General features: G+C 72.3%; 20 protein-coding genes. 9 read left to right on the top strand and 11 right to left on the bottom strand.

Annotated elements, in window-relative coordinates; all coding sequences use genetic code 11:
* Nucleotides 1-165: 165 nt before the first annotated feature.
* The 7 genes from OHA30_RS04045 (at nucleotide 166) to OHA30_RS04015 (ending at nucleotide 11,220) form a co-directional block, all read left to right on the top strand.
* Nucleotides 166-933, top strand: a complete 768-nt coding sequence (locus OHA30_RS04045) for a thioesterase II family protein (protein ID WP_328912405.1) — start codon at nucleotides 166-168, stop codon at nucleotides 931-933.
* Entirely contained in the window at nucleotides 930-4,712 is a 3,783-nt protein-coding gene (locus OHA30_RS04040; protein WP_328912404.1) for an SDR family NAD(P)-dependent oxidoreductase, read from the top strand. Before OHA30_RS04045 ends, OHA30_RS04040 begins: the two co-directional genes overlap by 4 nt.
* A 202-nt stretch (nucleotides 4,713-4,914) precedes the next feature.
* Complete coding sequence (locus tag OHA30_RS04035) at nucleotides 4,915-6,495, top strand: AMP-binding protein (protein ID WP_328912403.1); 1,581 nt, start codon at nucleotides 4,915-4,917, stop codon at nucleotides 6,493-6,495.
* 57 nt (nucleotides 6,496-6,552) lie between these two features.
* The gene (locus tag OHA30_RS04030) at nucleotides 6,553-8,031 is read left to right on the top strand and encodes a PqqD family protein (protein WP_328912402.1); all 1,479 of its coding nucleotides are present in this window, start codon (nucleotides 6,553-6,555) and stop codon (nucleotides 8,029-8,031) included.
* A 672-nt stretch (nucleotides 8,032-8,703) separates the two neighbouring features.
* Nucleotides 8,704-9,336 (top strand): hypothetical protein, encoded by a 633-nt coding sequence (locus OHA30_RS04025; RefSeq protein ID WP_328912401.1) that lies wholly within the window; start codon nucleotides 8,704-8,706, stop codon nucleotides 9,334-9,336.
* Between the two features lie 109 nt (nucleotides 9,337-9,445).
* Nucleotides 9,446-10,138 (top strand): hypothetical protein, encoded by a 693-nt coding sequence (locus OHA30_RS04020; RefSeq protein ID WP_328912400.1) that lies wholly within the window; start codon nucleotides 9,446-9,448, stop codon nucleotides 10,136-10,138.
* A 227-nt stretch (nucleotides 10,139-10,365) separates the two neighbouring features.
* Nucleotides 10,366-11,220 carry a WD40 repeat domain-containing protein gene (locus tag OHA30_RS04015; protein ID WP_328912399.1) on the top strand — a complete coding sequence of 285 codons (855 nt, stop codon included), beginning with the start codon at nucleotides 10,366-10,368 and terminating at the stop codon, nucleotides 11,218-11,220.
* Between the two features lie 256 nt (nucleotides 11,221-11,476).
* Here the strand turns inward: OHA30_RS04015 and OHA30_RS04010 are convergent, their stop codons facing one another.
* The 10 genes from OHA30_RS04010 to paaA form a co-directional block, all read right to left on the bottom strand.
* Nucleotides 11,477-12,403 carry a transposase family protein gene (locus OHA30_RS04010; RefSeq protein ID WP_328912398.1) on the bottom strand — a complete coding sequence of 309 codons (927 nt, stop codon included), beginning with the start codon at nucleotides 12,401-12,403 and terminating at the stop codon, nucleotides 11,477-11,479.
* A 1,002-nt stretch (nucleotides 12,404-13,405) separates the two neighbouring features.
* Complete coding sequence (gene kynU / locus OHA30_RS04005) at nucleotides 13,406-14,647, bottom strand: kynureninase (protein WP_328912397.1); 1,242 nt, start codon at nucleotides 14,645-14,647, stop codon at nucleotides 13,406-13,408.
* Nucleotides 14,648-15,197: 550 nt separating this feature from the next.
* Nucleotides 15,198-16,097, bottom strand: a complete 900-nt coding sequence (locus tag OHA30_RS04000) for an alpha/beta hydrolase family protein (RefSeq protein WP_328912396.1) — start codon at nucleotides 16,095-16,097, stop codon at nucleotides 15,198-15,200.
* Entirely contained in the window at nucleotides 16,087-16,935 is an 849-nt protein-coding gene (locus tag OHA30_RS03995; protein WP_328912395.1) for a tryptophan 2,3-dioxygenase, read from the bottom strand. Before OHA30_RS03995 ends, OHA30_RS04000 begins: the two co-directional genes overlap by 11 nt.
* A 63-nt stretch (nucleotides 16,936-16,998) precedes the next feature.
* Nucleotides 16,999-17,781, bottom strand: coding sequence for an SDR family oxidoreductase (locus OHA30_RS03990; RefSeq protein WP_328912394.1), 783 nt, complete (start codon nucleotides 17,779-17,781; stop codon nucleotides 16,999-17,001).
* Between the two features lie 52 nt (nucleotides 17,782-17,833).
* On the bottom strand, nucleotides 17,834-18,967 hold the full coding sequence (locus OHA30_RS03985) for a 2Fe-2S iron-sulfur cluster-binding protein (protein WP_328912393.1): 1,134 nt from the start codon (nucleotides 18,965-18,967) through the stop codon (nucleotides 17,834-17,836).
* Between the two features lie 8 nt (nucleotides 18,968-18,975).
* The gene (gene paaD, locus OHA30_RS03980; protein WP_328912392.1) at nucleotides 18,976-19,473 is read right to left on the bottom strand and encodes a 1,2-phenylacetyl-CoA epoxidase subunit PaaD; all 498 of its coding nucleotides are present in this window, start codon (nucleotides 19,471-19,473) and stop codon (nucleotides 18,976-18,978) included.
* Nucleotides 19,470-20,270, bottom strand: coding sequence for a 1,2-phenylacetyl-CoA epoxidase subunit PaaC (gene paaC / locus OHA30_RS03975; protein ID WP_405785813.1), 801 nt, complete (start codon nucleotides 20,268-20,270; stop codon nucleotides 19,470-19,472). Before paaC ends, paaD begins: the two co-directional genes overlap by 4 nt.
* Nucleotides 20,260-20,565 carry a 1,2-phenylacetyl-CoA epoxidase subunit PaaB gene (gene paaB / locus OHA30_RS03970; RefSeq protein WP_328912391.1) on the bottom strand — a complete coding sequence of 102 codons (306 nt, stop codon included), beginning with the start codon at nucleotides 20,563-20,565 and terminating at the stop codon, nucleotides 20,260-20,262. Before paaB ends, paaC begins: the two co-directional genes overlap by 11 nt.
* Nucleotides 20,562-21,656, bottom strand: coding sequence for a 1,2-phenylacetyl-CoA epoxidase subunit PaaA (gene paaA, locus OHA30_RS03965; RefSeq protein WP_405785816.1), 1,095 nt, complete (start codon nucleotides 21,654-21,656; stop codon nucleotides 20,562-20,564). Before paaA ends, paaB begins: the two co-directional genes overlap by 4 nt.
* A 252-nt stretch (nucleotides 21,657-21,908) precedes the next feature.
* Here paaA and OHA30_RS03960 point away from each other — a divergent pair, with 252 nt between their 5' ends.
* Nucleotides 21,909-22,157, top strand: coding sequence for an acyl carrier protein (locus OHA30_RS03960; RefSeq protein WP_328912390.1), 249 nt, complete (start codon nucleotides 21,909-21,911; stop codon nucleotides 22,155-22,157).
* Nucleotides 22,157-23,641 (top strand): class I adenylate-forming enzyme family protein, encoded by a 1,485-nt coding sequence (locus OHA30_RS03955; RefSeq protein ID WP_328912389.1) that lies wholly within the window; start codon nucleotides 22,157-22,159, stop codon nucleotides 23,639-23,641. The genes OHA30_RS03960 and OHA30_RS03955 overlap by 1 nt, the downstream gene beginning before the upstream one ends.
* Nucleotides 23,642-23,783: 142 nt before the next feature.
* Here OHA30_RS03955 and ccrA read toward each other — a convergent pair whose 3' ends face one another.
* Complete coding sequence (ccrA, locus tag OHA30_RS03950; RefSeq protein WP_328912388.1) at nucleotides 23,784-25,007, bottom strand: crotonyl-CoA carboxylase/reductase; 1,224 nt, start codon at nucleotides 25,005-25,007, stop codon at nucleotides 23,784-23,786.
* Nucleotides 25,008-25,061 lie beyond the last annotated feature (54 nt).

Genomic DNA, 25,061 nt, shown 5'->3' with positions numbered 1-25,061 from the left:
ACGGCAGCGGCACCTCCGGCGGCGGAACACCGGCACCGGAGCCCGGGCCCGGCGCGTGCGGTCCGGCAAGCCGCCTCCGAACCGCCCGCGGCGGCGCCGGTCCGCGGCCGGACGCTGCTCCTACGCTGCTGTGGTCCGATCGGCCAAGGGGAAAGTGCGGCTGCGATGTTCAGGAACCTCAGGAGGGGGGCGGCCGCCGACGGGCCGCCCGCGACCGGATTCACCTGTTTCTTCCTCCACCACGCGGGAGGCTCCTCGGCGGCCTTCACCCACTTCGCCGACCTTTTCCCGGCCCACTGGCGGCTGCTTGCCGCCGATCTACCCGGGCGTGGGGTGTCCGCCGGACGACCTCTGTGCCGCAGCACCGACGAGGTGGTGGACGCGCTGCTGCCGGCCTTCCTCGAACAGGCCCGGGGGCCGTTCGCGGTGTTCGGGCACAGCATGGGCGGCCTGGTCGGCTACGAGCTGGTCCGTGCGCTCGAACACCACCGGCGGCCGCCGGCGTGGCTGGGCGTGTCCGCGATGGTGGCGCCCCGGCAGGTCACCTCGCGATTCGCCGGGCGTCGCGACCTGTGGTCGCAGGACCGGCTGATCTCCTTCGTCAAGGACCTCGGTGGCACGCCCGCGGAGATGCTCGACGATCCCGACATCCTGGAGTACCTGGTGGAGATCCTGCGCGAGGACCTCGCCGTGGTCGATACCTACGTCTTCCGGGAAGGGCCGCCGCTCGACACCCCGCTGTCGGTGTTCCACGGCCTCGCGGACCTCACCACCAAGGACCAGACCATCGCCGACTGGCGGCCCTACGCCGCCGGTCCGTCGGACATCCACGCCTACCCGGGCGGCCACTTCTACCTGTTCGACCAGCCGGAGGAGGTCGCCGGGCGGATCACCACCGACATCGGGCGGGCCCTGGCCCGGGGCGCCAGGTGACCGGGCCCGGGCCGCTCGGCGGGGCCGGACTGGACCGGATCACCGAGGCGGTGCTGGGCGTCGCAGGCGTCGAGGACGCGGCGGCTGCCGTCCGCAGCACGGTGCGCGTCGCGGTCCCGCCGCGACCCGCAGCCCCGGCGGCCGCCGCAGCCGCAGCCCCCGTGCCGCCGGACGCCCCGGCCGCCGAACTCGACGGAGGCCCGCTGCTCCCCGGCCCCGACGACCCGGCCACCCTTCAGGAAGCGCTCCGCCGCGCCGCCGAACTCGCCCCCGACCGGGGCACGGTGTACATCCGCCAGGGCGTACCCGACGAACTCCAGACGTACCCGCGCCTGCTCGCCGACGCCCAGCGGGTGCTGGGCGGGCTGCGCGGGGCCGGACTTCTCCCCGGCGATGCGGCGCTGTTCCAGTTCGCCGACAACCGGTCGTACCTCACTGCCTTCTGGGCCTGCGTGCTGGGCGGGTTCGTGCCCACTCCGGTGGCCGTCGCCACCACGTACCGCGTCCCGAACGACACCAACCGCCGCCTGGGCAATGTGTGGCGGCTGCTGGACCGCCCCGTCCTGCTCACCGACGGCGCCACTGCTCCCGGCCTGGCCGGTGTGCGCGAGCTGTGGGACGAGCCGGACGTGCGCATCCTGGTGGCCGACGAACTGCTGGCCCATCCGCAGGACACCGACTGGTATCCGGCGGACGGCGACTCGCCGGTGCTCAACCTGCTGACCTCGGGCAGCACCGGGGTGCCCAAGTGCGTGCGGCACACCCACGCGAGCGTGACCGCCCGGTCCCTGGCCTACGCCCGCTCCAGCGGTCTCGGCGAGGACGAGGTGAGCCTGCTGTGGATGCCGCTCGACCACGTCACGGTCGTCCACTGCAACGTCCGCGACGTGTTCCTGCGCTGCCTCCACGTCAACGCCACGGTCGGGCACTTCCTCGCCGACCCCCTGCTGTGGCTGGAATGGGCCGACCGCTACCGGGCGACCAACACCTGGGCCCCCAACTTCGCCTTCGCCATGGTCAACGACCAACTGGACCGGCAGCCCGGCCGGTCCGACCCCTGGGACCTGTCGGCGCTGCGCACCGTCCTCAACGGCGGCGAGCCCGTGGTCGCTGCGACCAGCCATCGCTTCCTCGATCTGCTGGCCCGCAACGGGCTGCCCGCCGACGCCATGGTCCCGGTCTGGGGCATGGCCGAGACCTGCTCCGGAGTCACCTACGGCCGCCAGAGCCGTCAGGACCGGACGGCGGGTGTGGTCTGTGCCGATCCGGACTCGCTCGGCGGGCCGGTGCGCCCCCTCGCCGCCGCTGACCCGCGGGCAGTCGCGATGTCCACGGTCGGGCGTCCGATCCCCGGGGTGCAGGCCCGGATCGTCGACGAGGCCGGCACGGTGCTCCGCGAGGGCGAGATCGGCGAACTCCAGTTGCGCGGCGCCACCATGATGAGCGGCTACCACGCCAACCCGGCGGCGAACGCGGAGGCATTCACCGCCGACGGCTGGTTCCGCACCGGCGACCTCGGCTTCGTGCTCGGCGGCGAACTTGTGATCGCCGGCCGGCGCAAGGACCAGATCGTCGTACGCGGCGTCAATTACCTGGCCCACGAGATCGAGAGCGTCGTCGAACGGGTCGACGGGGTGCGGGTCACCTTCAGCGCGGCCGTCGGTGTGCGCGAGCCCGGCACCGGATCGGACCGGCTCGCGGTGCTGTTCGTTCCGTCCGGCTGGGAGCCGGACACGCTGGCCCGTACCGTGGACGCGATCCGTGCGGCGGTCGTCCGGGAGATCGGACCGGCCCTCGACCTGGTGGTGCCGCTCACCGAGGCGGAGTTCGCGAAGACCAGCAGCGGCAAGGTGCAGCGCTCGGCCCTCGGCGCCAAACTGCAGACCGGGGCGTTGGCGCGCCGGGTGGCCGATGGTGCGGTCCGGGGCCCCGCGGACGTCCGGCCCGCCACCCGGGTGTGGACGCCGCTGGACGGACCGGCCCCCGTCACCCCCGGCGGCGTGCTGCTGGTCATCGCAGAGGAGACGGACCTGGCTGCGCTGCTGCCCGGCGGCCGGGTCGTCGCCGTGCACCAGGGCGACAGCCTGTCGCGGACCGGCCCGGGCCGGTACCTGGCCGACACCCGTGACCGGCAGCAACTCACGTCTCTGATACAAGAGGTGACGAGACGTCATGGCAAGATCGGCACGGTGGTGCTGGCCCGTCCGCTGTCGGCGCCGGGCAGTCCCGGTGACCGGCTGGACACCGCCACCGCCGGGTTCCGCGCCCTGCTCGGCGCGCTTGCCGACCACCCCGCCGGGTTGCTGATCCTCACCCGGGGCGCGGTCCACGCCGTCCCGGGCGACCGGGTCGATCTGGGGGTGTGTGCCGTGCCGGCCCTGGTGCGCACCGCCGCCGCCGAACAGCCCGGGCGACTGGTCCGCCAGGCCGACCTGCCGGCCGACGCGGCAGCATGGCGGGAAGCACTGCGGGCCGAACTCGCCGACCGGTCCACCCGCGGTGTGGTGGCCGTCCGCGACGGCGCGCGGCTGCGGCCCGTGCTCCGGCCGGTGGAACTCCCGGAGCCCGACCGCGCACCCGTGACGGCCGGCGGCCTGTACCTGGTCACGGGCGGCCTCGGCGGTCTCGCGCACGACCTCGCCGGCTACCTGCTGGCCGGCTACGGACTGCGGCTGCTGCTGGTGGGCCGATCGCCCGCGACCGGCACGCGCGCCGAGCGGCTGGCCGAACTGCGGGCCCTCGGTGAGGTGCACTACGAACAGGCCGACGTGGCCGACGCCGCCGCGCTCGCCGCGGCGGTCGCCCGCGCCGAGGAGCAGTGGGGACGTCCGCTGGACGGAGTGCTGCACCTGGCCGGCGAGGACCCGACGGGGCACTGGGAACGCCCCGAACGGCACACGCTGGCCGAGGAGTCCGAGGAGGCGTTCGCCCGGCACTACCGGGCCAAGGTGGCGGGTACCACCGCGGTGGCGGAGCTGCTGGAGCACCGGCCGCACGCCGCGCTGCTGCTCTTCGGATCGGTGAACGGGGAGTTCGGCGGGGCCTACTTCGGCGCCTACGCCGCCGCGAACGGCTTTCTCGCCGGGTTCGCCGACCACTGGCGGCACGAGCGCGGGCGCGCGGTGCACTGTCTGTCCTGGAGCATGTGGACCGGCATCGGGATGAACCGAGACCAGTCGACCGCGCCCGCCGCGAGCCGGGGCTTCACTGCCCTGCGGCCCGAGGACGGTCTGCGGCTGTTCCTCGCCGCCGTGGCCTCTCCCGAGCACCACCTGCTGCTCGGCCTCGACCTGGCGCACCCCGCAGTGCGCGCCGAGGTCGACCCGGCCAGCCTGCACGCCGAGGAACTCGTTGTCGGCTGGACCGGCCGCGGGGTCGACGCCGGCGCTGTGGAACGCGCCGTCGCGGACGCCGCCCCGGCATGCCGGATCCCGCTGCGGCCCGTTGAACTGGAACGGCTTCCCCTCCGCCCCGACGGGACGGCCGACACCGACGCGCTGCTGCAGTACGCCCTGCCCGGCCGCCGGCCGAGGCCGTTCGTCCCGCCGAGGTCCCCGCTCGAGGAACGGCTCGCCGCTCTGTGGGCCGAGGTGCTCGCCCGGCCGAGGGTCGGCCGTGACGACTCCTTCTTCGACCTCGGCGGGAGCTCCCTGCTGGCGACCCGGCTGCTCGCCCGGGTCGATGAGCAGTTCGGCGCCCGGCTGGCCGTCCACGACCTCTACGAGGGCCCGACGGTCGCCGCGATGGCGGAGGCGGTGGCCCGCGGCACCGTCTCATGAGCGACCGCGGCCCGGAAGCCCCATGAGATCCAGGAAGGCTGCCCCCGGACTGCCCCCGGACTGCCCCCGGGGCCGCCCGCCCGCCGCCCGGCCCGCTTCTAGGCTGGGTCGATCGAGCGACCGGTGCGATCCGGGCGGCGTCCCGGGCCCTGGCTGCCGACTTCCCGCAACCCACCCGTCCCGCTGGAATCGAGGTCAGGTTTTGCCGTCCAGAACGCTGTACGACTGGTTTTCCCAGGCCGCCGAACGGTACCCCGGGGAGGTCGCGCTCGAGGTCGCGGACACCGCCCTCACCTTCGACGAACTCCTGGAGCTGAGCGACCGGATCGCCGCCCGGCTGCTGGCCGCGCACGGCGGACGCCCGGAGGCGGTGGGCCTGCTCGCCGTCCGCAGCGTCGCCGCGTTCGCGGGCTACCTGGCAGCGCTGCGGTTGCGTACTCCCGTGGTCCCGCTCAACCCGTCCTTCCCGGCGAACCGCAACGTCATGATTGCCCGGGCGGCAGGCGTGGCGGCGGTGCTGGTCGGCGCAGAGGCGGGCGAGGCGTACGCCCGGAACTACCCGCCCGGCGTGACGACCGTGCTGCGGCTCGACGACGACGCACTCGTCGGGGAGATCAGCGGAGCCGCCCGGCCCGCCCTGCCCCCCTACACCTCCGCGGTCGACGAGGTCGCGTACATCGTCTTCACCTCCGGTTCCACCGGCGTCCCCAAGGGCGTGCCGATCACCCACCGCAACGTCGACCGCTACATCGACAGCCAGATCGAACGTTACGAGCCGGGGCCGGGCAGCCGCTTCTCGCAGACCTTCGAGCTGACCTTCGACCCGTCGATCTTCGACATGTTCGTCTGCTGGGGGTCCGGCGCCACCCTGGTGGTGCCCACCGCGGCGGACCTGCTCTCCCCGGCGGACTACGCACGCGACCAGGGCCTCACCCATTGGTTCTCGGCGCCCTCGACCATCCTGGTCGCCCACCAGTCGGACGAACTGCCGCCGAACAGCCTGCCCGAGATCCGCTGGAGCCGGTTCAGCGGCGAGGCCCTGACCCTTCGGCAGGCCCGGCTGTGGCGTGCCGCCGCGCCCGGCTCGGTCATCGAGAACGTGTACGGGCCCACCGAGCTGACCATGACCTGCAGCGGCTACCGGTTGCCCGCCGATGCCGGCGAGTGGCCGGCCACCGCCAATGACACCGTCCCGATCGGCACGGTCTACCCGTATCTGGAGTCGGTGATCCTCGACCCCGACGGCAGACCGGCCGAGGACGGCGAGCTGTGCGTGCGCGGTGTGCAGCGCTTCGCCGGCTACCTCGACCCGAGCAGCAACGCCGGGCGCTTCATGGAGTACGACGGCATCCGCCCGGCCGCCGTCTACCGCGGCGGGACCCCGCTCACCGAAGAGCACTGGTACCGCACCGGCGACCGGGTCGTCCTGCTCGGCCAGGACATCCTTCACCTCGGCCGCCTCGACGCCCAGATCAAATTGCGCGGCTTCCGGGTCGAACTCGGCGAGGTGGAGACCGTCCTCAACCGGCACCCGGCGGTGGTCGAGTCCGCGGCGGTCGTCATCACCAGCGACGACGTGTCCGACCTCGCTGTCGCCTACGCCGGTACCTGCACCCACCCCCGCGAACTGATCGCTTTCATCCGGGAGTCGCTGCCCCTGTTCATGGTGCCACGCACCTTCCTGCACCTGGACCGGTTGCCGCTGAACATCAACGGCAAGGTCGACAAGCACCGCATCACGGCGGACATCCAGGAACGGCTGCTCGCCGGCCCGGCGAGCTGACGCCGGCCGCACCGGCACCACGACCGTGCGCCCGCACACTCACAAGGGGGAACCTCCATGCATGACCCGCGTGCCGCAGCGCTGAAGGACCTACGGGCGGTGCTGTCCGACGAGGACATCCGCGGTGCCGAGAACTGTGCCCGGCGGATGTGCGACAGCCTGCCGCACCAAGGTGACCTGCGCCGCAACCTCATCCTGGTGGCCTACGGCGGCGGCAAGGACAGCTCCTACACGCTGGCCTTCGCCCGCACCGTCCAACTCCTCACCCTGGAACGGGCCGGCACCACCTTCCGCCTGCGGGTCGCGACCAATCGGCATTCCGGGATGCCGCGCGCCGTCATGGAGAACATCGATCGCACCTACACCGCGCTGCGCCTGCACGACGACCCCGACGCCGAGCTGCTGCTCATCGACGGCCGGACGGTCCGCCCCTTCGCCATGGACACGCCGCTCCCGCCCGAGGTCGTCCGCCGCAACCGCACCGACGTCCTGATGACCGGTCACCGTACCGCCGGTGACGGCCGCAGCACCTTCTGCAACGCCTGCAACCTCAGCATGATGAATTCCTTCGGTGTCGCCGCCGGCCATGGCGAGGGCGTGGACCTGATCATCACCGGGGACTCCCCGCAGGAACAGCGCGACTACTACCTCTGGGTCTCCCGCATCGCCCGGCGCTTCCACCTGCAGCCGCCCGTCGCCGACCGAGGGGGTGTCAAGGGTTTCCTGTCCTCCCTCGACGGCATCGCCGGCAACTACTTCCAGGACATCCACGGCGAGGACGCCGACGTCGAAGGACACCGGGTCGCCTCCGAGGTACCACGCTCCGTCGCCTTCTTCTCGATCTTCGACCACACCGACTACGCTTCCGGCCGGCACTGGCCCCTGCTCACCGATCTGATCGGCTTCAACTTCGACGACCTCGCTTTCAGCTTCACCGAGTCCGATTGCGCCAACCCGGCGCTGATGGCCCACATGCGAGCCCTCAAGTGCGAGCGTCGTTACGGGCGCAGCTACGCGGAGGGCATCCTCGAGTACCTCGGCTTCGCCCTCGACCTCATGCGCAAGAAGGAGTTCCCCGACCACCTGATCGACCTGATGCGCCGCCGCTACACCGGCGAGGACGCCGTGCGGCGGATGCGCGCCGCGATGGACGCCTACGCCCTCGATGCCTACGCTCTGACCGCAGAACACCTCGTTGCCGTCACCTACGCCCCGTTCGCCGAGAAGGGGGCGAACCTCGCCGGCTACCTCACCGCGGAGCAGCCCGACATGGCGGACGCCCTCGACGACCTGCACGCCCTGCTCGCCGGCGACGACGCCCATCCGGGCCTCGCCCACCGGCTGGAGACCGTCAGTGGCCTGACCCTTGCCCAGCTCCGCACTCTCTACGGCAAGCCCCTGCGCCTGCCCGTCACCACTGCCGCCGAAGGCGTCATGATCGACGCCATCCTCGACGGCGACCCCCACAAGGCCGTCATCCCCACCCGTCACACCCCGAACGGCCCTGTCGTCCCCGAACTCCTCTCCGGCCGCTGACCCCTGTCCGGCGGCCGTACTGCTGCCGGTGGTCATACGTCCCGATGCACGGACAGACGACCGGCAGCCGCTGGCGCGGGTTGAGCACAAGGCGACAGATCCTGCTCTCCCGCGCTCACCTGTGCGAGTCAGATCCCTACGACTCAGCGGGACCTCCGGATCACGAAGACGGGCGTAGCCCTTCGACGAACTGCCGCGGCTCCTCGATGTCCTGCTCGGTCGCATGTCCCCGATCGTGCCGACCAGATCGCTAACCGCTATCCCGCGGATCGCGGAGCGGCAGACCCTCCGCCTTCGACACGACGACCTATCGCCACCTCAACGTCATCGATCCCTGCTCCAACCGCCTCAAGCAATGGCGCTGCCTGGCAACCCGTTACGACAAGACCCGCGAGTCGTCCACGGGCACGTCCAGCGCTGCGCCCAGAACGGCCGCGAAGAATAGGCAGATGTGGCACAGCGGTGCGTCGTACGGGCTGGGTGCCTGCTCCAGGCGGACGCTCTGGAGGCCGGGCGGCAGACGGTGTTCGTCCGGGATGCGGACGACGGGACGTTCGTCGCCGTGCCGTGCGCAGGGCCGGACCGTTTCACCGAGGCGGTGGCGCTCTTCCGGGACGGCTGCCGCATCGCCTTCCTCACCAGGCCCGTCACGGCTCCGGCGCGGAGTATCTGGTGGTGCGCACCCTGGCCGACGGAACCGGGACCCGGTTCGACGCTTGGACCGACGGCTCGGACCTGTGGGCCGCGTTCTCCCCGGACGGTCGTTCCCTGGCCGTGCTGTCCGCCGACACGGCGCGGGCGTCCGACGGGACCGTGGAGGACCTGCTGACCGTCGGCGTCATCGACCTCGCCACCGGCGACCGGCGGCGCCTTTGGTCCGGGCCGGGCCGGGCGCCCGCCGAGCGGGTGATCAGCTGGTCCCCGGGCGGCGGCCACCTGTCGGTGCTCCACGAGAACCTCGACGAGGAGTTCACCGTCACGGTCCTGGACACCGGAAGCGGGATCCGCGTCTCCCACTTCACCGAGCGGGAGGTTCTCAGTTGCCCGCAGGGAGCCTGGTGCAGCGACCGGGAACTCGTGATGTTCCCCGAGCACCCGGACGGCGACGAGGGGCCCGGGACACCCACCCTGGCCGGGGACGTGGTGAGCGGCACGGCCCGGCAGTTGGAGCGGGCCGGAGCACTGCCCGCCAGCTGCTTCGCCGTCGCCGGCGGCCAGCAGATCGGACCCTTTCCGCCGTACGGCATCGGCACCGCCACCCTCGACGGATGCGGGCCGCGACTGCTGCTGACCACCCGCCGATGACCCCGGTCCGCGTCATCGACATCGCCCCGGACGCCGCCCCTCTGCCCTGACGGCATGGCACAGCACACGGGGGCCGGGCCCTGCTCGGCCGGACCGCAGGTCGATTGCCGTGTCGTCTCTTGGACTGTTCCCCGGCGGTGCCCAGCACGGGGACCTCTTCGGAGTACAGCGTGTTCGGGATGCGCTGAGCCTGGTCGACGAGTACATGTCGGAACAAGTCGACCGGCCGACCGGAACCGAATACCGCGCTCGATCGAATGTCACATTCCTCGTCACGGAGATGCAGGTCAAGACGGGCAAGAGCACGGTGGTACCACGTATCGTGGTTTTCGCCAACCAGAAAATCAGTCAGAAATTCGTAGACAAATTCACCGAGATGGACGTCAAGGTATTCCACTCGGGATACGCCAGCAAGTCTCCGGACAAGATCGACCATGCGGAAAGCGGCGGGGCTAAATTCTTGGGTGACACCGAGCGGCAAACGGAGGAGTTGGGTGGACCGGTCGCAGGGGTTCGTAGTGCTGTGACCAATGTCAGGGTTTGTTCGACGATCTGCGCGCAGAATCTCGGCAGAATTCTTGGAAACACCTCGAAGTCGGCAACCAAGACGCTGTACAAGTCCTACGGAACGATTCGTGGCAGAGTCATCACGCAAAGAGATATCCAGACGTGGCGGACGGGGCGAGGCTACCGTTCGGTGAGCACGACCGGTGCCATCATCGACGGCATCGACGAGGTTGAATTCACCGGGCCATTCGGTGGTGGAATCTACCTGCCGGACGAGGCCGAAGAAGCAGAGTGACGACGACTCGCCGTCCGTGAATCCCAAGTGCTAGCATCCAGGGGACGCAGGAGCCGTGGCGCGTGCTTGCTTCCGGAAAGTGAATACCCGATCGAGCGATGGTGGATGCTGGAATGCGTGTGGAGCGGACTGCGGAGGGATTGAGAATCCTCGATGCGGAAGTCGACAGTGGCGTCTACGATCTCGTTCTCGAACGGGGACCGGATGGTGGGGTATTCCTCGTCTCCATGGGGGAGAACTGCACCTCGCTCACCCGGTGGGACGTTGGGACCGGTGGTCTGCTCTGGCGGGTGCGCGACTCGTTCCCGCCCTTGAATTCTTTGACGACGGCTGTGCTGCCCGACGGGCGGGTCATCCTGGCGGGTGGGGAGTTCATGGATTTCCTGCGGTGGGACGCCGGCACCGGAGATCTGCTGTCGACGTACGAGTACGGCGGCAGCGTCTGGGCCGCTGCCTCGGGTCGGCTGTCCACGGGCGAGAGCCTGCTGGTCGGCGGCGGTGATCTGTGTGATGTGCTGCGCTGGGACGCCGTCACCGGTACGGCGTTGCCGGCCCTGGAGGGCCACGACGACATCGTGCGCGCGGTGGCTGTTCTGCCGGCGCACGGGGATTCCGCGGTGATCGTGTCGGGCGACGCGATGGGGGTGATCCGTCGCTGGGACGCTGTGTCCGGACTGCCTGTCGGAGATCCGGTGGACGCGCACGACGACATCGTCTACTCCCTGAAGTCCGTACGGCTGCCGGACGGCAGGACCGTCCTGGTGTCCGCCGACCGTCTCGGTGTGATGCGGCGCTGGGACACGGAGACGTGGGAGCAGATCGGTCCGCAGGTCGAACTCGGCGAGGAGAACATCTCGTCCCTCGACACGGCGGTTTTCGACGGGCGCGCGCGAGTGTTCACCGCCGGCGCGGACCGCCGGGTCCGGGAATGGGACGCCGCCACCGGCGAGCTCTCAGCAGATCTGGGACAGGGCGACAAGGTGGCCGCACTGGTACGACCCGATGGGACGCTTCTCGTTGCTTCCGCAGACCTCACCGACATCGTCATCACCACGGTCACGGCTCGGAACGCGGCCCGCTGATCGCCGGCCCCGGCCTTGCCGGGTCGTGTCCGGTGGCAGAAGAGTGTGTTCGCCGCCGACCAGGACTTCTTCGACTGTCGGATACTGCTAAGAAGTGCCCCCTGGAAGGGAAGCATCTTGCTAAGGGACGGGCCGGTCCGTTCGGGGACCAGGTGGGGACCACACGTCGCGCGCGTTGGTGAGCGATGGGCGCATAACGGGTTCCCCCGCGATTGAGTTCGGGGCGTGTTGGCTTGGCGGTTCGGCTGGTGGGTGATCAGTGAGCGGCGTCGCGGGCGAGGATGAGTTCGGTGCTGTACTCGCGGCGGGTGGGGCGTTTGGCGGCCCGGTCGGAGATCAGGGCGGCGATGGCCCGCTGGGTCTCGCAGAAGGTCTCGCGGGGTCGGGTGAACCGTCGCAGCGGGGCCCATTGCCGGAGCTCGGCGTTGGTGTGTTCGACGCAGATCCGGGCCGAGGACTGCCGCCTGCGGGCTTCGCGCCAGGCGTACTTGTCGCCGTTACAGGCGTCATCCTTCGGATTCTTCGGTGGGGTGCTGACCTGGTCGGGGAACTCCTTGGCCAGGCCCTGGTAGCCGGAGTCGGCCTTCGCCTTCACGCCGGGACGGGTCCTGAACTGCTCGGCGATGCGCTCGGTGCGGACTGCGGTCTGGTCGTGCATCCGGCCGGGCCGTTCCACTCCGGAATAGAGCAGGCGGCCCTGTCCGTCGCTGAACCTGGTGGTCTTGATGGTGTTCTGCCTGCGCTTTCCCGAGACGAACGCCCGGCGCCCGGGGCGGCCGGCCTTCGGGCGGCGGACCTGGGTCTCCGCACCGTCGAGCCGCAGCTCGACGCCCTCCGCCTCCGCGTAGGCGAACACGTCCTCCAGGGTGCACAGGCGCAGGCCGGGCCGGTCGGGAACAGCGAAACCGCGGGCCGCGAGCAGGGGCCTCACCTCGCCGATCGCCCGCCCGACGGTCGAGGAGCCGACGTCGTAGACCACTGCGAGGGCGTCCTGGGGCAGGCCGGTGCGCAGGTGGACCAGCGTGATCACCAACCGGTCACGGAAGGCGAGTTCGTACTTCGGGCCCGCCCCGGCCCGGCGGCGTCGGCCGTGCCCGCGCCGGTCGTGACGCCCACCCTCGCACCGCGCTTCCCACACCGGTTCGAGTTCGTCGGGCAACTCGCCGAAGTGTTGGCGGCTCACGCCGCAGAAGGCAGGATGAGACAAGGCCGCGCGGGCCCACTTCTTGATCACACTCGAAGAACCCGCGCGGCCATCCTCATGTCACGGCCCCACCCCGATCAATCGCGGGTGAGCTCGTAACTGAACGATTTGCGCGGGGAGTTCGTCCCGACTGCCGGGGAAATGGGGTTCCCCTTCGCGACTGGGGGTCAGGGGGTCGCAGGTTCAAATCCTGTCGTCCCGACGGTGCATGAAGGGCCCGCTGGACTGGCATTTGGCCAGGTCGGCGGGCCCTTCGACATTGTTGGCAACGTTTTCCATGTGATGGGCCGTCAAGGGCCCGGGGACCAACTGGGGACCACGGCCACGGAAAATCCGCAGGTCCGCGACCCCGGCCGCAAGACCCTGTCGGGGATGAGGCGGTCCGCGATGTGGTGGGTGATGCCGGAGACGGCGAGCGCGTGCGCGGCGAAGCCGGCGACCCGACCTGCGGGGGCGGGTGGCAGTCCGGGCAGCGGTGGGGGAGGGCCGGGCGCCTGCGTCCCAGACCGCGCAGGGCGAGGGGGAGGCGATCGTTCAGGCGAACACGGCCAGGGCGACGGCGACTTCACGGCCGGTGGAAGGGGGCGCGGTGCGCACCAACGGCGTGGTGGCCACGCCGTACGCCATCCACATGAGGCAGGCGCCATGGGCCCGGGCGACGGACGCGCGATCGTGAGCCGGTCGTCCGGTCGAAGGTGCGCAGATGTTGTCGCGATGAACGCCGGCCCGGTTTCTGGGGGAGCGATTCTCCGGGAGCCGAGAACCCCTTGCCGGAGGATCTGTCGGAGACCGACAACGCTGATGAGCGGCCCCCTGACTCTGCTGGTGGCCAGCCGGTGGCCGGACGCCTTTGGACGACATGGCGCGGTACGGCGGGCGCCGTCGGGCGAAACGTCCCGCGGTCGCGGTCCGTGGCGGGCGAACCGGCCCGGTGGCACGGGACAACGCCGGCGACGGCGCTCACCGGGGCCCGCGTACGGTTCACGTCACCGCGCCCGCGGCCACCGCCGTCGGGTCGTAGGCCCCCGTCGTCGAGATCTCGCGCAGGCAGGTCACCGCACTGAGGATCTCCGCGTGCGAGGTGTACAGGGCGTTGACGCCGAAGCGCAGGAGATCGGGGGCGCGCATGTCGCCGATGACGCCCCGGGACTCCAGGGCACGGGCCAGCCCGTAGGCGTGCGCGTGCCGAAGGGACACCTGGCTGCCGCGACGCTCCGGGACGGCCGGGGTGACCGGCTCGAAGCCCAGGCCGTCCAGCAACTGGGCGGCGCAGTCCAGGAAGAAGCCGGTCAGGGACAGGCTCTTGGCGCGGACCTGTGCCATGTCGACGTCGTCGAAGACGGTCAGCGCCGCCTCCAGGGCGAGCAGCGACAGGATCGGCGGGGTGCCGATCCGGGCTTTGCCGATCCCCGGCGCCGGCTCGTACGCGTCGTGCAGTCCGAAGGGGTCGGCGTGGCCGTTCCAGCCGGTGACCGGGGGCCGCCAGTCGGCGTGGTGGCGTCGGGCCGCATACAGGAAGGCCGGTGCGCCGGGGCCGCCGGAGAGGAACTTGTAGCCACAGCCGACCGCGAAGTCCACGTCCAGGGAGTCGAGTTGGACGGGCATGGCCCCGGCCGCGTGGCACAGGTCCCAGAGCACCAGCGCGCCCGCCTCGTGCGCCGCCCGCGTGGGCGCGGCCATGTGGTGGAGCTCGCCCGTGCGGTAGTCGACGGGGGAGTGGCACACCACGGCCACCCGGTCGCCTTCCTTATCGAGGAAGTCTTCGAGGTCGGCCGGGCTCACCCGCCGTGCCTCCAGGCCCAGTTGGGCCGCCACCGCGTCGGTGAGGTAACGATCGGTGGGGAAGTCACCGGGATCGGTGACGAGATACGGGCGGTCGGGGCGCAGCGCGGCGGCGGCGCTGAGGGCGTTGTAGAGCTGCACGCTCGTGGAGTCGCCCGCCACGGTCTGGCCCGGCGCCGCGCCGATGAGCCGCCCCACCCGGTCGCCGATCCTTGTCGGCGCCTCCCACCAGCCGTTGCTGTTCCACGAACGGATCAGGTCGGTGCCCCACTGGCGGTGGACGAGATCGTGGAGGGCCGACGGAACGGCGGCCGGGAGCGGACCGAGCGAGTTGCCGTCCAGGTAGACGATTCCCGCGGGGAGCAGGAAACGCTCGCGGACGTGCGCGAGCGGCGCCTCGGCGTCGAGGGCGGCGGCGTGTGCGACGAGGGCGGTGGTCACTGGCGGACCCCTTCGGTTGCGGGCACCAGTGAGGTGCTCCTGGTCGGATGCGGTGAAAGCCGGGGCGACGGCCCCAGGCCGTCGCCCGTTCGGGGTCCGCGCGTCCCCCGACTCCTCCGGAGCTGCCGGGCGGCGACGGACGAACGCCCCGGGGAGCGCCGGCCGGCCACCGCCCGTGCACCCGTTCCTGGACCGGCCGGTCGCCGACGGGCACGAGGAGAGTGGTGACACCGCCCGGGAGCGCTTACCGTCCCGGCACCGACCGGGGACCGGTCGGACACGCGGTGGGCGCCCCGGCCGAAGCCGGCCGCGTGAGTGCCGGGTGCGCTGTCACCCGCACCGCTGCCGGGTTCGACGACCCGGTCCGTGTCCTCGGCGGAGCCCCGAGTCGGCGCACCCGCCGCGGCCGGACCGCCCGCGAGCCCCGTCGGCGCGGCCGGCCCGGCCGGCCCGGCCGGCCCGACCGGCGCGATCGGCGCGGCGGACCGCGAGGCCGCACCTGCCCGCAGCCGCTCGCGCAAGCGCTGCGAAGCCGCCACCAGGAGGCGCGTCATGGGCGCTGGGGCTCCGCGACGGCGACGGCCGCGACCTTCGCCGACTCCGACTCCGACTCCGACTCCGAAGCCTGCGCCGCCTCCGCGACCCCCGCCGCCTCCGCGGCCAAGCGGCGCATGACGTCGGCGACCGCGATCGCACCGGGCGCGTCGGGCTCGATCAGCGTGTAGTGGCCGATGCCGGGCAGGACGACCGTGTCCAGGTCGTCGTCCACCGCCGCGTAGTCCGCGAACTGCGACAGCGGGACCTCCTCGTCGACCGCGCCGTGCAGCAGCACGGTGCGTACGCCTGTCCGCCCCTGCCCCTTCAGCAGCGTCAGTGGATCGACGTACGGCATCCGCTCCTCGAACAGAGCCGGCCCGCCGAGGAGTTGCAGTGCCGCGTCGTCGCTGAGCCGGTCCCGGCGGGTGGCGTCGAGGTCGGTCAGCGGGGCGAGAGCGAGCACGGCGGTCGGCAGCGAGGTGGTGTGCCAGGGCGAGTCGGTGGGCAGCAGCGCGCGGGCGGCGCACCACAGCGCGAGGTGACCGCCGGAGCAGTGGCCGGCCAGGACGTACGGCCGGCCCGCCGGCAGTGTGTCGACGATCCGGGCGATGTCGTCGAAGGTCTCCGGATAGCCGCCGGCGCCCCCGGACCGGCGAAAGCCGGGCAGCAGCACGGAGAAGCCCTGCTTCGCCAGCCAGGACGCGAACGGCGTCAGGTGCATACGGTCGTAGCGCCAGTACCCGCCGTGCAGCAGCAGTACCAGTGGCGCCCCGGGGTCCTCGGCGGGCCAGGAGTCGTAGACCTGGTGCGGGTGGTCCCCGTACCTCCCGTGCGCCGGCGCCAGGACCGGCTTCAGGCTCAGGACGCGCCGCTCCTCCTCGGCCGCGAAGGCCGAGATCTCCCTAGACGTCACCGCGTACCGCCCACAGCTCCGGGAAGACCGGCCGTTTCGCGCGGGCCTCCAGCCAGGCGACGCCGGACGAACCGGCGCTGCCCGTCTTGGTGCCCATGGCCCGCCGTACCACCAGGACGTGGTCGAAGCGCCAGCGCAGCATCCGTTCGGCGATGTCGGTGAGCAACTCGCCGAGTGCGAGCAGCGGATGGTGCTGCGGACCCGCGTAGACGAGCCGCCACGCCGCGACGACACCGGGGTCCGACTCGTAGGGCGCGGTCACGTCGCGCTCCCGCACCGGTTCCGGCACCGGCAGTCCTCGCCGGTGCAGGAAGCGCAGCACCTCGTCGTAGAGCGACGGCTCGTGGTACGCCACGCGCAGCGCCTCGTGGACCGACGGGTCGCCCTGATGGGACCGGAGCAGCGCGGGGGACTTGTCGCCGAGCAGGAATTCCATGTGCCGGTACATCGCCGACTGGAAGCCGGACGCCCTGCCGAACGCCGCCCGGAACCCGTTGAACTGGTGCGGCGTCAGCGCGGCGACCGGTGTCCACGACGCCACCAGCGCCTCGACCGCCCGGCGGCTGCGCACCAGCGCGTCCGTCGCGGCGTCCAGGTCGTCCTTGGCGAAGGCGTCCCGGGCCGCCCGCCACTCGTGCGCGATCAGGGTGAACCACAGCTCCATCACCTGGGTGGTGACGAGGAAGCCCATTTCGTCGGCGGCCTCGGTCAGCGGCTGCTGGAGGGAGTTGAGGACGGAGGCGCGCACGTACTCGTCGTAGGGGCTCGCGCCGTGGAACGGCTGGGTGAGCGGGTCGTCCGGGGACAGATCCGCGAGCGCGGACGGGCTGTCGTTCATCGAGTGCTCCTCGGGACTGCCGTACTCGTGAAGTGGACTGGGGTGTCGCGCGAACGGGCCGGCCTACAGGCCGAGGTGGACGCCGCCGGTCGCGTCGAGCCGCTGGCCCGTCACCCAGCGGGCGTCGTCGCTCGCGACGAAGGCGATCACGTCGGCGATGTCGGCCGGCACGCCGAGCCGGTTGAACACCGAGGCCGCGGAGAGCGCCTGCCGGATCTGCGGGTTCCGCAGGGTCGGGTTGATCTCGGTCTCGGTGAAGCCGGGCGCGACCGTGTTGACCGTGATGTTCCGCGGGGCGAGCTGGAGGGCGAGCGAGAGCGTCAGGTGCTCCAGGGCCGCTTTGGTCATGGAGTACGCGACGATCGCCGGGTACGCGACGCGGGTGGCCGCCGACGAGACGCTGATGATCCGGCCGCCGTCCCGCAGCCGGCCGATGCCCTGCTGGAGGATGAAGAACGGGGCCTTGGTGTTGACGGCGAAGACGTGGTCGTAGTCCTCCTCGGTGACCTGCTCGATCGGCCGGGGCAGGGTGATCCCCGCGTTGTTGACCAGGATGTCCAGGCCCGGTCCGGCGCCCGCGTCGTACGCGGCCAGCTCGCGGTCGAACGCGGCCCAGAGCGTGGCCGCGTCACCGGGGACACCCAGTTCCGCGCGCACCGCGAACGCCCGGCCGCCGTCCGTCTCGATCTCCTTGACCGTGCGTTCCGCCGCCGCGGCGTCGTGCCCGTAGTGGACGGCGACCAGCGCGCCCTCGCGCGCCAGCCGCCGGCTGACGGCCCGCCCGATACCGCGGCTGCCTCCCGTGACCAGCGCGGTCCTGCCCTGCTGTCGCCCGGTGGTGGTCAAGGTCGTCCTCCCCTGCTGAAGGTCCTGCGGGTCTCGCCGGTCGGGTGATCGGTCAGAGGTCGAAGTCGAGAGTGAGGTCGTCGGCGCGTGGCCGGGCCCGGCAGGCGAGGGTGTAGCCCGCCGCGAGATCGCGGGCGTCGAGGGCGTGCTGCCGGCCGAGCGTCACCGAACCCGCCACGACCTTGGCGCGGCAGCTTCCGCACACGCCTTCCCGGCAGGCGTACGGCACCTCCGGCCGGGCCCGCAGCACGGCGTCCAGCACCACACGGTCGCCCGCCGCCATGGTCACGACCGTCGAACGGCCGCCGATCACCGCACGGATGTGCCGCTCGTCGCCGGACGCGGCCACCTCGGTCTCGGGACCGGGCTCGGTACCGGGCTCAACCTCGGGCGGCGTGCCGTCGGCCGAGAACAGCTCCCAGCCCACCAGCTCCGGCCGCGCGCCCCAGGCCGCCAGCGTCGTCCGCGCGGTCTCCACCAGCGCGGCGGGTCCGCACAGGCTGAACGAGGTCGTCCCGTCGGGCCGCGCGTCCAGCAGGGACAGCAGCCGCGTCAGCTTCTCCGCGTCGATCCGCCCGCTGAACAGCCCGCTCTCGCGCCGCTCACGCGACAGGACGTGCAGCACGGTGAAGCGGTCGACGAACTCGTCCTTCAGCTCGGCGAGTTCGTCCGCCAGCAGCGCCGTGCCCGCGGAACGGACCGCGTGGACCAGCGACACCCGGCAGTCCGGCGAACCGCGCAGGGCCGTCGCCGCCATCGCGGCCAGGGGTGTGACCCCGGTACCCCCGGCGAGCAGCACATGGTGTCCGCCCGTGAGGTCCGGCAGTCCGAACCGGCCTGTCGGCGGTGACAGGCCGAGCACGTCGCCGGAGGACAGGGAGTCCACCGCGTAGGCGCCGAACCCGTCGGACGAGTTGCGCTTGATCACCAGGCGCAGGGCACCGGGGTCGCCGGGCGGCGGGCACACCGAGTAGGCGCGGCGCAGTTCCCGCCCGCCGGGGCGCCGGTGGCGCACGACCACATGCTGCCCGGCCCGGGCCGCGAAGGTGCCGGCCAGGTCCGGCGGCACCCGCAGGGTGACGGCCACGGTGTCGTCGGCCAGCGCTTCGAGCCCGGCGACCGTGAGCGGGAACCAGCCGCGGCGCGCGGCGGGCGCCGGGCCGGGAGCGGGCCGCGTCGTGTTCATCGGGGGCCTCACACCGTGGCCAGATACGGGAACGTCTCGTGGCAGGCCGCGCACACCAGGATCGACTGGCAGCGGGTCGGGCCGAAGGAGCTGTGCGGCCGGGTGGCCAGGGAGCCGCAGTGCGGGCAGGGGACGCCGAAGCCGAGCCGCACGGGCCGCGGCGCGGTCGTGGCTCCGGGCGGGGCGATACCGTGCTCCGCGAGCTTGCGGCGGCCGGCCCGCGTGATCCGGTCCGTGCTCCAGGCGGGGGCCGTGACCTGGCGGACGCGGCCGTCGGCGTGACCGCACCGGGTGAGGGTCTCGGCGATGGCCGAGGCGATCGCGGACAGGGCGGGGCAGCCGAGGAAGGTGGGGGTGAAGTCCACCTCCAGTCGGCCGTCGGCCGCCGTGCGCACCTCGCGGATCACACCGAGTTCGCCCAGCGTCACGACCGGCAGCTCGGGGTCCGGGAGGTCGTGCACGCGGGCCCGCACCTCGTCGAGGGGAACGCGCGTCCGGCCGGTCACCAGTTACCTCCGGGGAACTGCCGGTGCACCGACTGCAGTTCGGCGACGAGTGGGCCGAACTCCTCGGAGTGCAGACCGCTCCGGCCGCCGGCCGCCTGCCAGTCGGGCGTGGGAAGGGCCAGCCCGGCTTGCCGTACGACGGCGCCCACGCGCTCCCGCCACTCCCCTTGCGACGCGGCGGGCGGCGCGGCGGTCCCGGCGGCGGCGAGCCGGGCCACCACGTCGTCCGCCGCGAACAACTCCCCGGTGTACGGCCACACACGGTCCAGCCCGGCCTGCATACGGCGGGCGCTCTCCGCGGTCCCCAGGCCCAGTCGCACCGTCCAGCCGTCGGCGTGCCTGCGGTGGTAGTCGACCTCCTTGGCCGCCCGCGCGGCGAAGCCGGCCAGCTCCGCCTCGGCGGCCGTGGCGAGCGCCTCGTAGTACAGGACGGCGTAGTGGCTGTAGACGAGCTGCCGCGCGATCGTCACCGCGAAGTCGCCGCCCGGCAGCTCGGTGAGCAGGCAGTTGCCGAACTCGCGGTCCGAGCGGCCGAAGGCGAAGTCGTCCTCCGAGCGACCGGTGCCGTCCAGGCGCCCGGTGAGGGTCAGCAGGGCGCGCGCGTGCCCGATGAGGTCGAGGGCGATGTTCGACAGCGCGAGGTCCTCCTCGATCGTCGGCGCGCGGGTGATCCACTGGCACAGGCGCTGGCCGAGGACGAGGGCGTCGTCGCCGAGCCGGGAGGCGAGGACGGCCAGGTCGCCCGCGGCGGGTGCCGCGGGCGACCCGGCCGCGGCGCCGGGTCCCTCAGTCGTCACGCTGGTCACCTCCTTCGGCGAGCGGTGCGAAGTGCTCGGGGTAGCGGTACGGCTTGTGGCGGGCGTTCGCGAAGAACGGGTCGCGTTCGGTGGGGGAGGCCGTGTGAACGGCCTCGGAGCGGACCACCCACAGGGACAGGGGGTCACCGCGACGGGTGTACAGGTCGCGGGCGTGCTCCAGCGCCATGTCCGGATCGACCGCCCGGACCGAACCGACGTGCTGGTGGGCGAGCCCCCGGCGCGGCCGCAGAAAGACCTCCCAGGACGCCATCGCTCCCTCGGCCTCCCGGCTCACAGCGCCGCCCTCCCGCCGTCGTCCACGCGTGCCGCGTACGCGGCCGCCGCCTCCCGCACCCACGCCCCGTCCTCGTGCGCGGCGACCCGGTGCGCGACGCGCTGCCGGGCGCAGTGCGTGTCGTCACCGAGCGCCCCCCGGTACAGCTCCCAGTCGATCGGCCCGAAGTCGTAGTGGCCGCGCTCCTCGTTCCAGCGGATCCCCGGGTCCGGCAGGCTCAGCCCGAGGCGTTCGGCCTGCGGGACGCAGTGGTCGACGAAGCGCTGGCGCAGTTCGTCGTTGGTGTGCCGCTTGATGCCCCAGGCGATGGCCTGCCGCGACACGGCCGCGCCCAGCGCCACCGTCCGCTCGTCCGCGCCCGCGGCGACCGTGTCGGGCGGGCCGAACATCAGCGCCACGGCCGGCAGCCACCAGCGGTTCACCGCGTCCTGCGCCATCTCCCGCTGCCCGGGCGTGCCGTCGCACAGGGCACGTATCAGGTCGTACCCCTGGCGGACGTGGAAGGCCTCCTCCTGGCAGACGCGGCGCATGGCCCGGGCGTACGGACCGTACGAGGTGTGGCAGAGCGGTGCCTGGTTGATGACCGCCGCGCCGTCCGTCAGCCAGGCGATCGCCCCGGTGTCGGCCCAGGTGAGCGCCGGGTGGTTGAAGGTGGCGGCATAGCGCTGACGGCCCTGGTGGAGGGCGTCGAGCAGCGCGGCGCGGTCGACACCGAGCGTCTCGGCGGCGGCGTACAGATAGAGGCCGTGGCCGGCCTCGTCCTGGACCTTGGCGATGAGCACCGACTTGCGGTGCAGCGAAGGGGACCGGGTCAGCCAGGCGCCCTCCGGCTGCATGCCGATGATCTCGGAGTGGGCGTGCTGGGCGATCTGGCGTAGCAGCATCCGTCGGTAGCCGTCGGGTATCCAGTCGCGCGGCTCGATGGTCTCGCCGGCGCTCAGCAGCGCCTCGAAGTGTGCGAGGAGCTCCTCCTGCGTGGTCGGCCCGCCGGAGCGGGAGGTCCGCTCCGGCGGGACGTCGGCGCCCCGCGCCGCGGACACCGTCGCGGACGCCGGGCCGGCTGTCCGCGCGCTGTGGTCGAGCACCCGCATCACTTCCTCGCCTGTGACCGCCCGGGGCCTCGACGGCGGCCCGGGGGACGGACTCTCACTAGACACAAGAGGCGGTCGCCGGGGCCCGCTATCCCCGGCCGCTCCCGGTTGCCCGCGTGACACATGTCACTCACGGCGCGGGGATAGCTCCGCCCCCCGCGTGCCTCTTCTCCCGGTGAGATCCGGACGCGTGCGCCTGTCTCATCCGGGCTGCCCACGGGCGCCGGCCGCGGCAGGACGAAAGGGGAAGCCATGAGCACCATCAGGCAGTTGCTGGTCGAACTCACCGGCACGATCGAGTACGCCGAGGCCATCGGCGACGACGAAGCGCTGGCCGGCAGCGGCATCGACTCGGGTGACCTGGTGCGGCTGGTGCTGCTGGTGGAGCAGCGCACCGGGGTGGAGATCACGGCTGCCGACATGGAGCACCTGAACACCATCGACGACTACGAGCGGTTCATCGCCGAGCGTTCCGTCGCCGGTTCCGCGGGCGGCGCGTGATGTGGCTGACCCAACTGCTGGAGCGCAATCGCCAGTGCTTCCCCGACCGGGTCGCCCTCGTCGACGAGCACCGCAGCGTCACCTGGGCGCAATTCCACGACCGGACGGCCGAACTCGCCGGGGGGCTGGCCGATCTCGGCATCGAACGCGGTGACCGGGTGGCCGTCCTCTCCCTGGACCGGATCGAGGTCCTGGAGAGCTACTTCGCGCTGGCCCGCCTGGGCGCCCTGTTCGTGCCGCTGAACCACAGCCTCGCCGCGCCGGAGGTGACGGGGATCATCGAGCGGGTCGGCGCGGTCGCGGTGCTGGGCGAGTCGGAGCTGCTCGACCGGCACACCTCACTGCCGGACCACGTACGTCTGCGCCTGGCGCTCGACAAGCCGGTGTTCACCGCCCTCGGCACGGTCACCGGACCGGTCCCGCAGCCGGAGGTCGCCGACACCGACCCGGTCGCCGTCCTGCACACCTCGGCGACCACCGGCCAGGCCAAGGGCGTCACCGTCGACCCGGCGTCGTTCCGCGCCATCGGTCTGGGCTGGCTGGCCGTCGCCCGCCCCACCGACGACATCGTCATGGTCAACTGCGCCCCCCTCTACCACGGCAGCATGGTCGTCTCCCTCACCTACATGGCCGCCGGGGCCACGATCGTGCTGATGCCCGGCTTCACACCGCAGCGCGCCCTGGCCGCCGTCGAACAGCACCGGGCCACCCACCTGTGGCTCGTCCCGCAGATGCTGCGCTTCATGCTCCAGGCGAAGGCCTCGCACAGCACCGACCTGTCCTCCCTGCGCGAGATCCTCTACGGCGCCGCCCCGATGCCCCTCGACGTCTACGCCGATGCCGTGACCCGGCTCGGCTGCGGTTTCCGCCAGGTGTACGGCATGACCGAGGTCGGCGGTCCGTTCGTGACCCTCGGCCCCGAGGAACACCCCGCGCCCGGTGAGGTCACGGTCCGTATCCCGTGCGGCCGGGTGATCCCGGGCATGTCCGCGCGTGCCGTCGGCGCCGGGGGCGGGGAGCTGCCCAGGGGCGGGATCGGCGAGATCGTCGTGCGGGGGCCCGGGGTCATGCAGGGCTACTGGAACGACCCCGGGGCCACCGAGGAAGTGCTCCTGAACGGCTGGGTCCGCACCGGGGACCTCGGATTCGTCGACGAGGGCGGCCGTATCCACCTCGTGGACCGGACCAAGGACCTGATCATCCGGGCCGGCCAGAACGTGTACCCGTCCGAGATCGAGCGCGTCCTCATGACCCACCCGGCGGTCAGGGACGCGGCCGTCGTCGGCATCCCGGACGAGGACTACGGCGAGATACCTCTGGCGTACGTCGTCGCCGAGGAGGCCACGGACGCCCGGACCCTGCTCGCGCACCTCGCCGGGAACCTCGCCCCCTACAAGCGGCCCCGCCGCGTCGAGTTCATCGAGCAGGTGCCGCGGAACCCCGCCGGGAAGATCATCAAGAAGCAGCTGCGCGGGCGGGTCTGAGGCAGCCCTCCCGCGCGGTGCACGGGCGAGCGGGCTCGCCCCGACGGCGCGCCGACGCCCGCTCTGCGCCCCCGTTCCGGGACCTCTCCCCGCGGAGAGGTCCCGGAACGGCCGGAAGCCGCCGGGCCCCGCCGCCGCGCCGCTACTCGCTCGCGTTCACCAGCACCGCCATGTTCCCGGCCGGGTGCCGATTCTCGTGCAGCAGCTGATGCGCGAGGCCGATCTCCTCGAAGCCGAACGTCCGTGACAGGCACGGGTCGACGGCTCCCTGGTCGATCAGCCGGGTCACCTCGCGCGCCTCGCGCAGCGACGCCACGTGCGAGCCCTGCAACCGCTTCTGCCGCATCCACAGGAACCGCAGGTCGACATCGCCGTTGTAGCCGGTCGTACCGCCGCAGATGACCACCATGCCGGCGTTGTCGCAGAGGTACAGCGACGTCGGAATGGTGTCGGCGCCGGAGTGCTCCAGCACGATCCGCGGCGCCCGCCGCTCGCCGAGCACCTCCCAGAAACGGCGGCCGAACGCCCGCGCCCCGGACAGCCACTTGGCCATGGCCGCCTCGTCCGAGGCGTCCGGCAGGCGGCCCCAGTGGTCGAAGTCCCGCCGGTCGATCCAGCCCTCGGCGCCGAGCCCCACGCAGAACTCGCCGCGCTCCTGGCTGGAGACGACGGCCACGGGTATGCCGCCGACATGCCGGACGAGCTGGATGGCGATGCTGCCGAGGCCGCCCGCGCCGCCCCAGACCAGGACCGGGTCGCCGGGGCGGACGGTGTGCGGCTGCCAGCCGAACAGCTGACGGTAGGCGGTCGCCGCCGTCGCCATGTAGCAGGCCGACGCCGCCCAGGACAGCCGGGCCGGCTTGGGGTGGCACATGTAGTCGTCGACGACCGCGAACTGCGCGAAGGAGCCGTAGTTCTCCTCGTAGCCCCAGACCCGCTGCGAGGTGGAGGTGATCGGCTCGGCGCCGAGCCGGACGTCCTCGGCGGACTCGTCCCAGCGCGCGGCCAGCACGACCACCTCGTCGCCCGGCTTCACCCCGCGCACGTTCTCACCGACGGCCCAGACGACGCCGGAGAGGTCGGAGCCGCCGATGTGGAAGTCCTCCGCGGCGCCCTGCTTCTGCCGGGCGGTGATGACGTCCAGCGGCGAACCCAGCGCGGCCCACACGTTGTTGTAGTTCACGCCGGCCGCCATCACCTTCACCAGGACCTGGCCCGGCCGTACCGGTGGAACGTCCACCACCTCGGTGCGGAAGGCGTCGACGGGCTCGCCGTAGCGCTCGCGGCGGATCACGGAGGCGTACATCCGCTTGGGCACCGCGCCGAGTTCGGGCGCGTCGCCGAGGTCGTAGAGGTCCTTGATCACAGAGTACTCCTGAGCGTTCGGTGGAGGAGGGCCCGATGAGCCGGGGAGCGGGCC

It is taken from the genome of Streptomyces sp. NBC_00223, from assembly GCF_036199905.1.
Classification (GTDB): domain Bacteria; phylum Actinomycetota; class Actinomycetes; order Streptomycetales; family Streptomycetaceae; genus Actinacidiphila.
This window is presented reverse-complemented; position numbering and strand designations above follow the sequence as displayed.

What these genes read in the sequence shown, in the direction of transcription:
- OHA30_RS04045 (WP_328912405.1), top strand. Translation starts at nt 166, where the DNA reads ATGTTCAGGAACCTCAGGAGGGGGGCGGCCGCCGACGGGCCGCCCGCG.
- OHA30_RS04030 (WP_328912402.1), top strand. Translation starts at nt 6,553, where the DNA reads ATGCATGACCCGCGTGCCGCAGCGCTGAAGGACCTACGGGCGGTGCTG.
- OHA30_RS04015 (WP_328912399.1), top strand. Translation starts at nt 10,366, where the DNA reads ATGGGGGAGAACTGCACCTCGCTCACCCGGTGGGACGTTGGGACCGGT.
- OHA30_RS03995 (WP_328912395.1), bottom strand. Translation starts at nt 16,935, where the DNA reads ATGAACGACAGCCCGTCCGCGCTCGCGGATCTGTCCCCGGACGACCCG.
- OHA30_RS03985 (WP_328912393.1), bottom strand. Translation starts at nt 18,967, where the DNA reads ATGAACACGACGCGGCCCGCTCCCGGCCCGGCGCCCGCCGCGCGCCGC.
- paaA (WP_405785816.1), bottom strand. Translation starts at nt 21,656, where the DNA reads ATGCGGGTGCTCGACCACAGCGCGCGGACAGCCGGCCCGGCGTCCGCG.
- OHA30_RS03960 (WP_328912390.1), top strand. Translation starts at nt 21,909, where the DNA reads ATGAGCACCATCAGGCAGTTGCTGGTCGAACTCACCGGCACGATCGAG.
- OHA30_RS03955 (WP_328912389.1), top strand. Translation starts at nt 22,157, where the DNA reads ATGTGGCTGACCCAACTGCTGGAGCGCAATCGCCAGTGCTTCCCCGAC.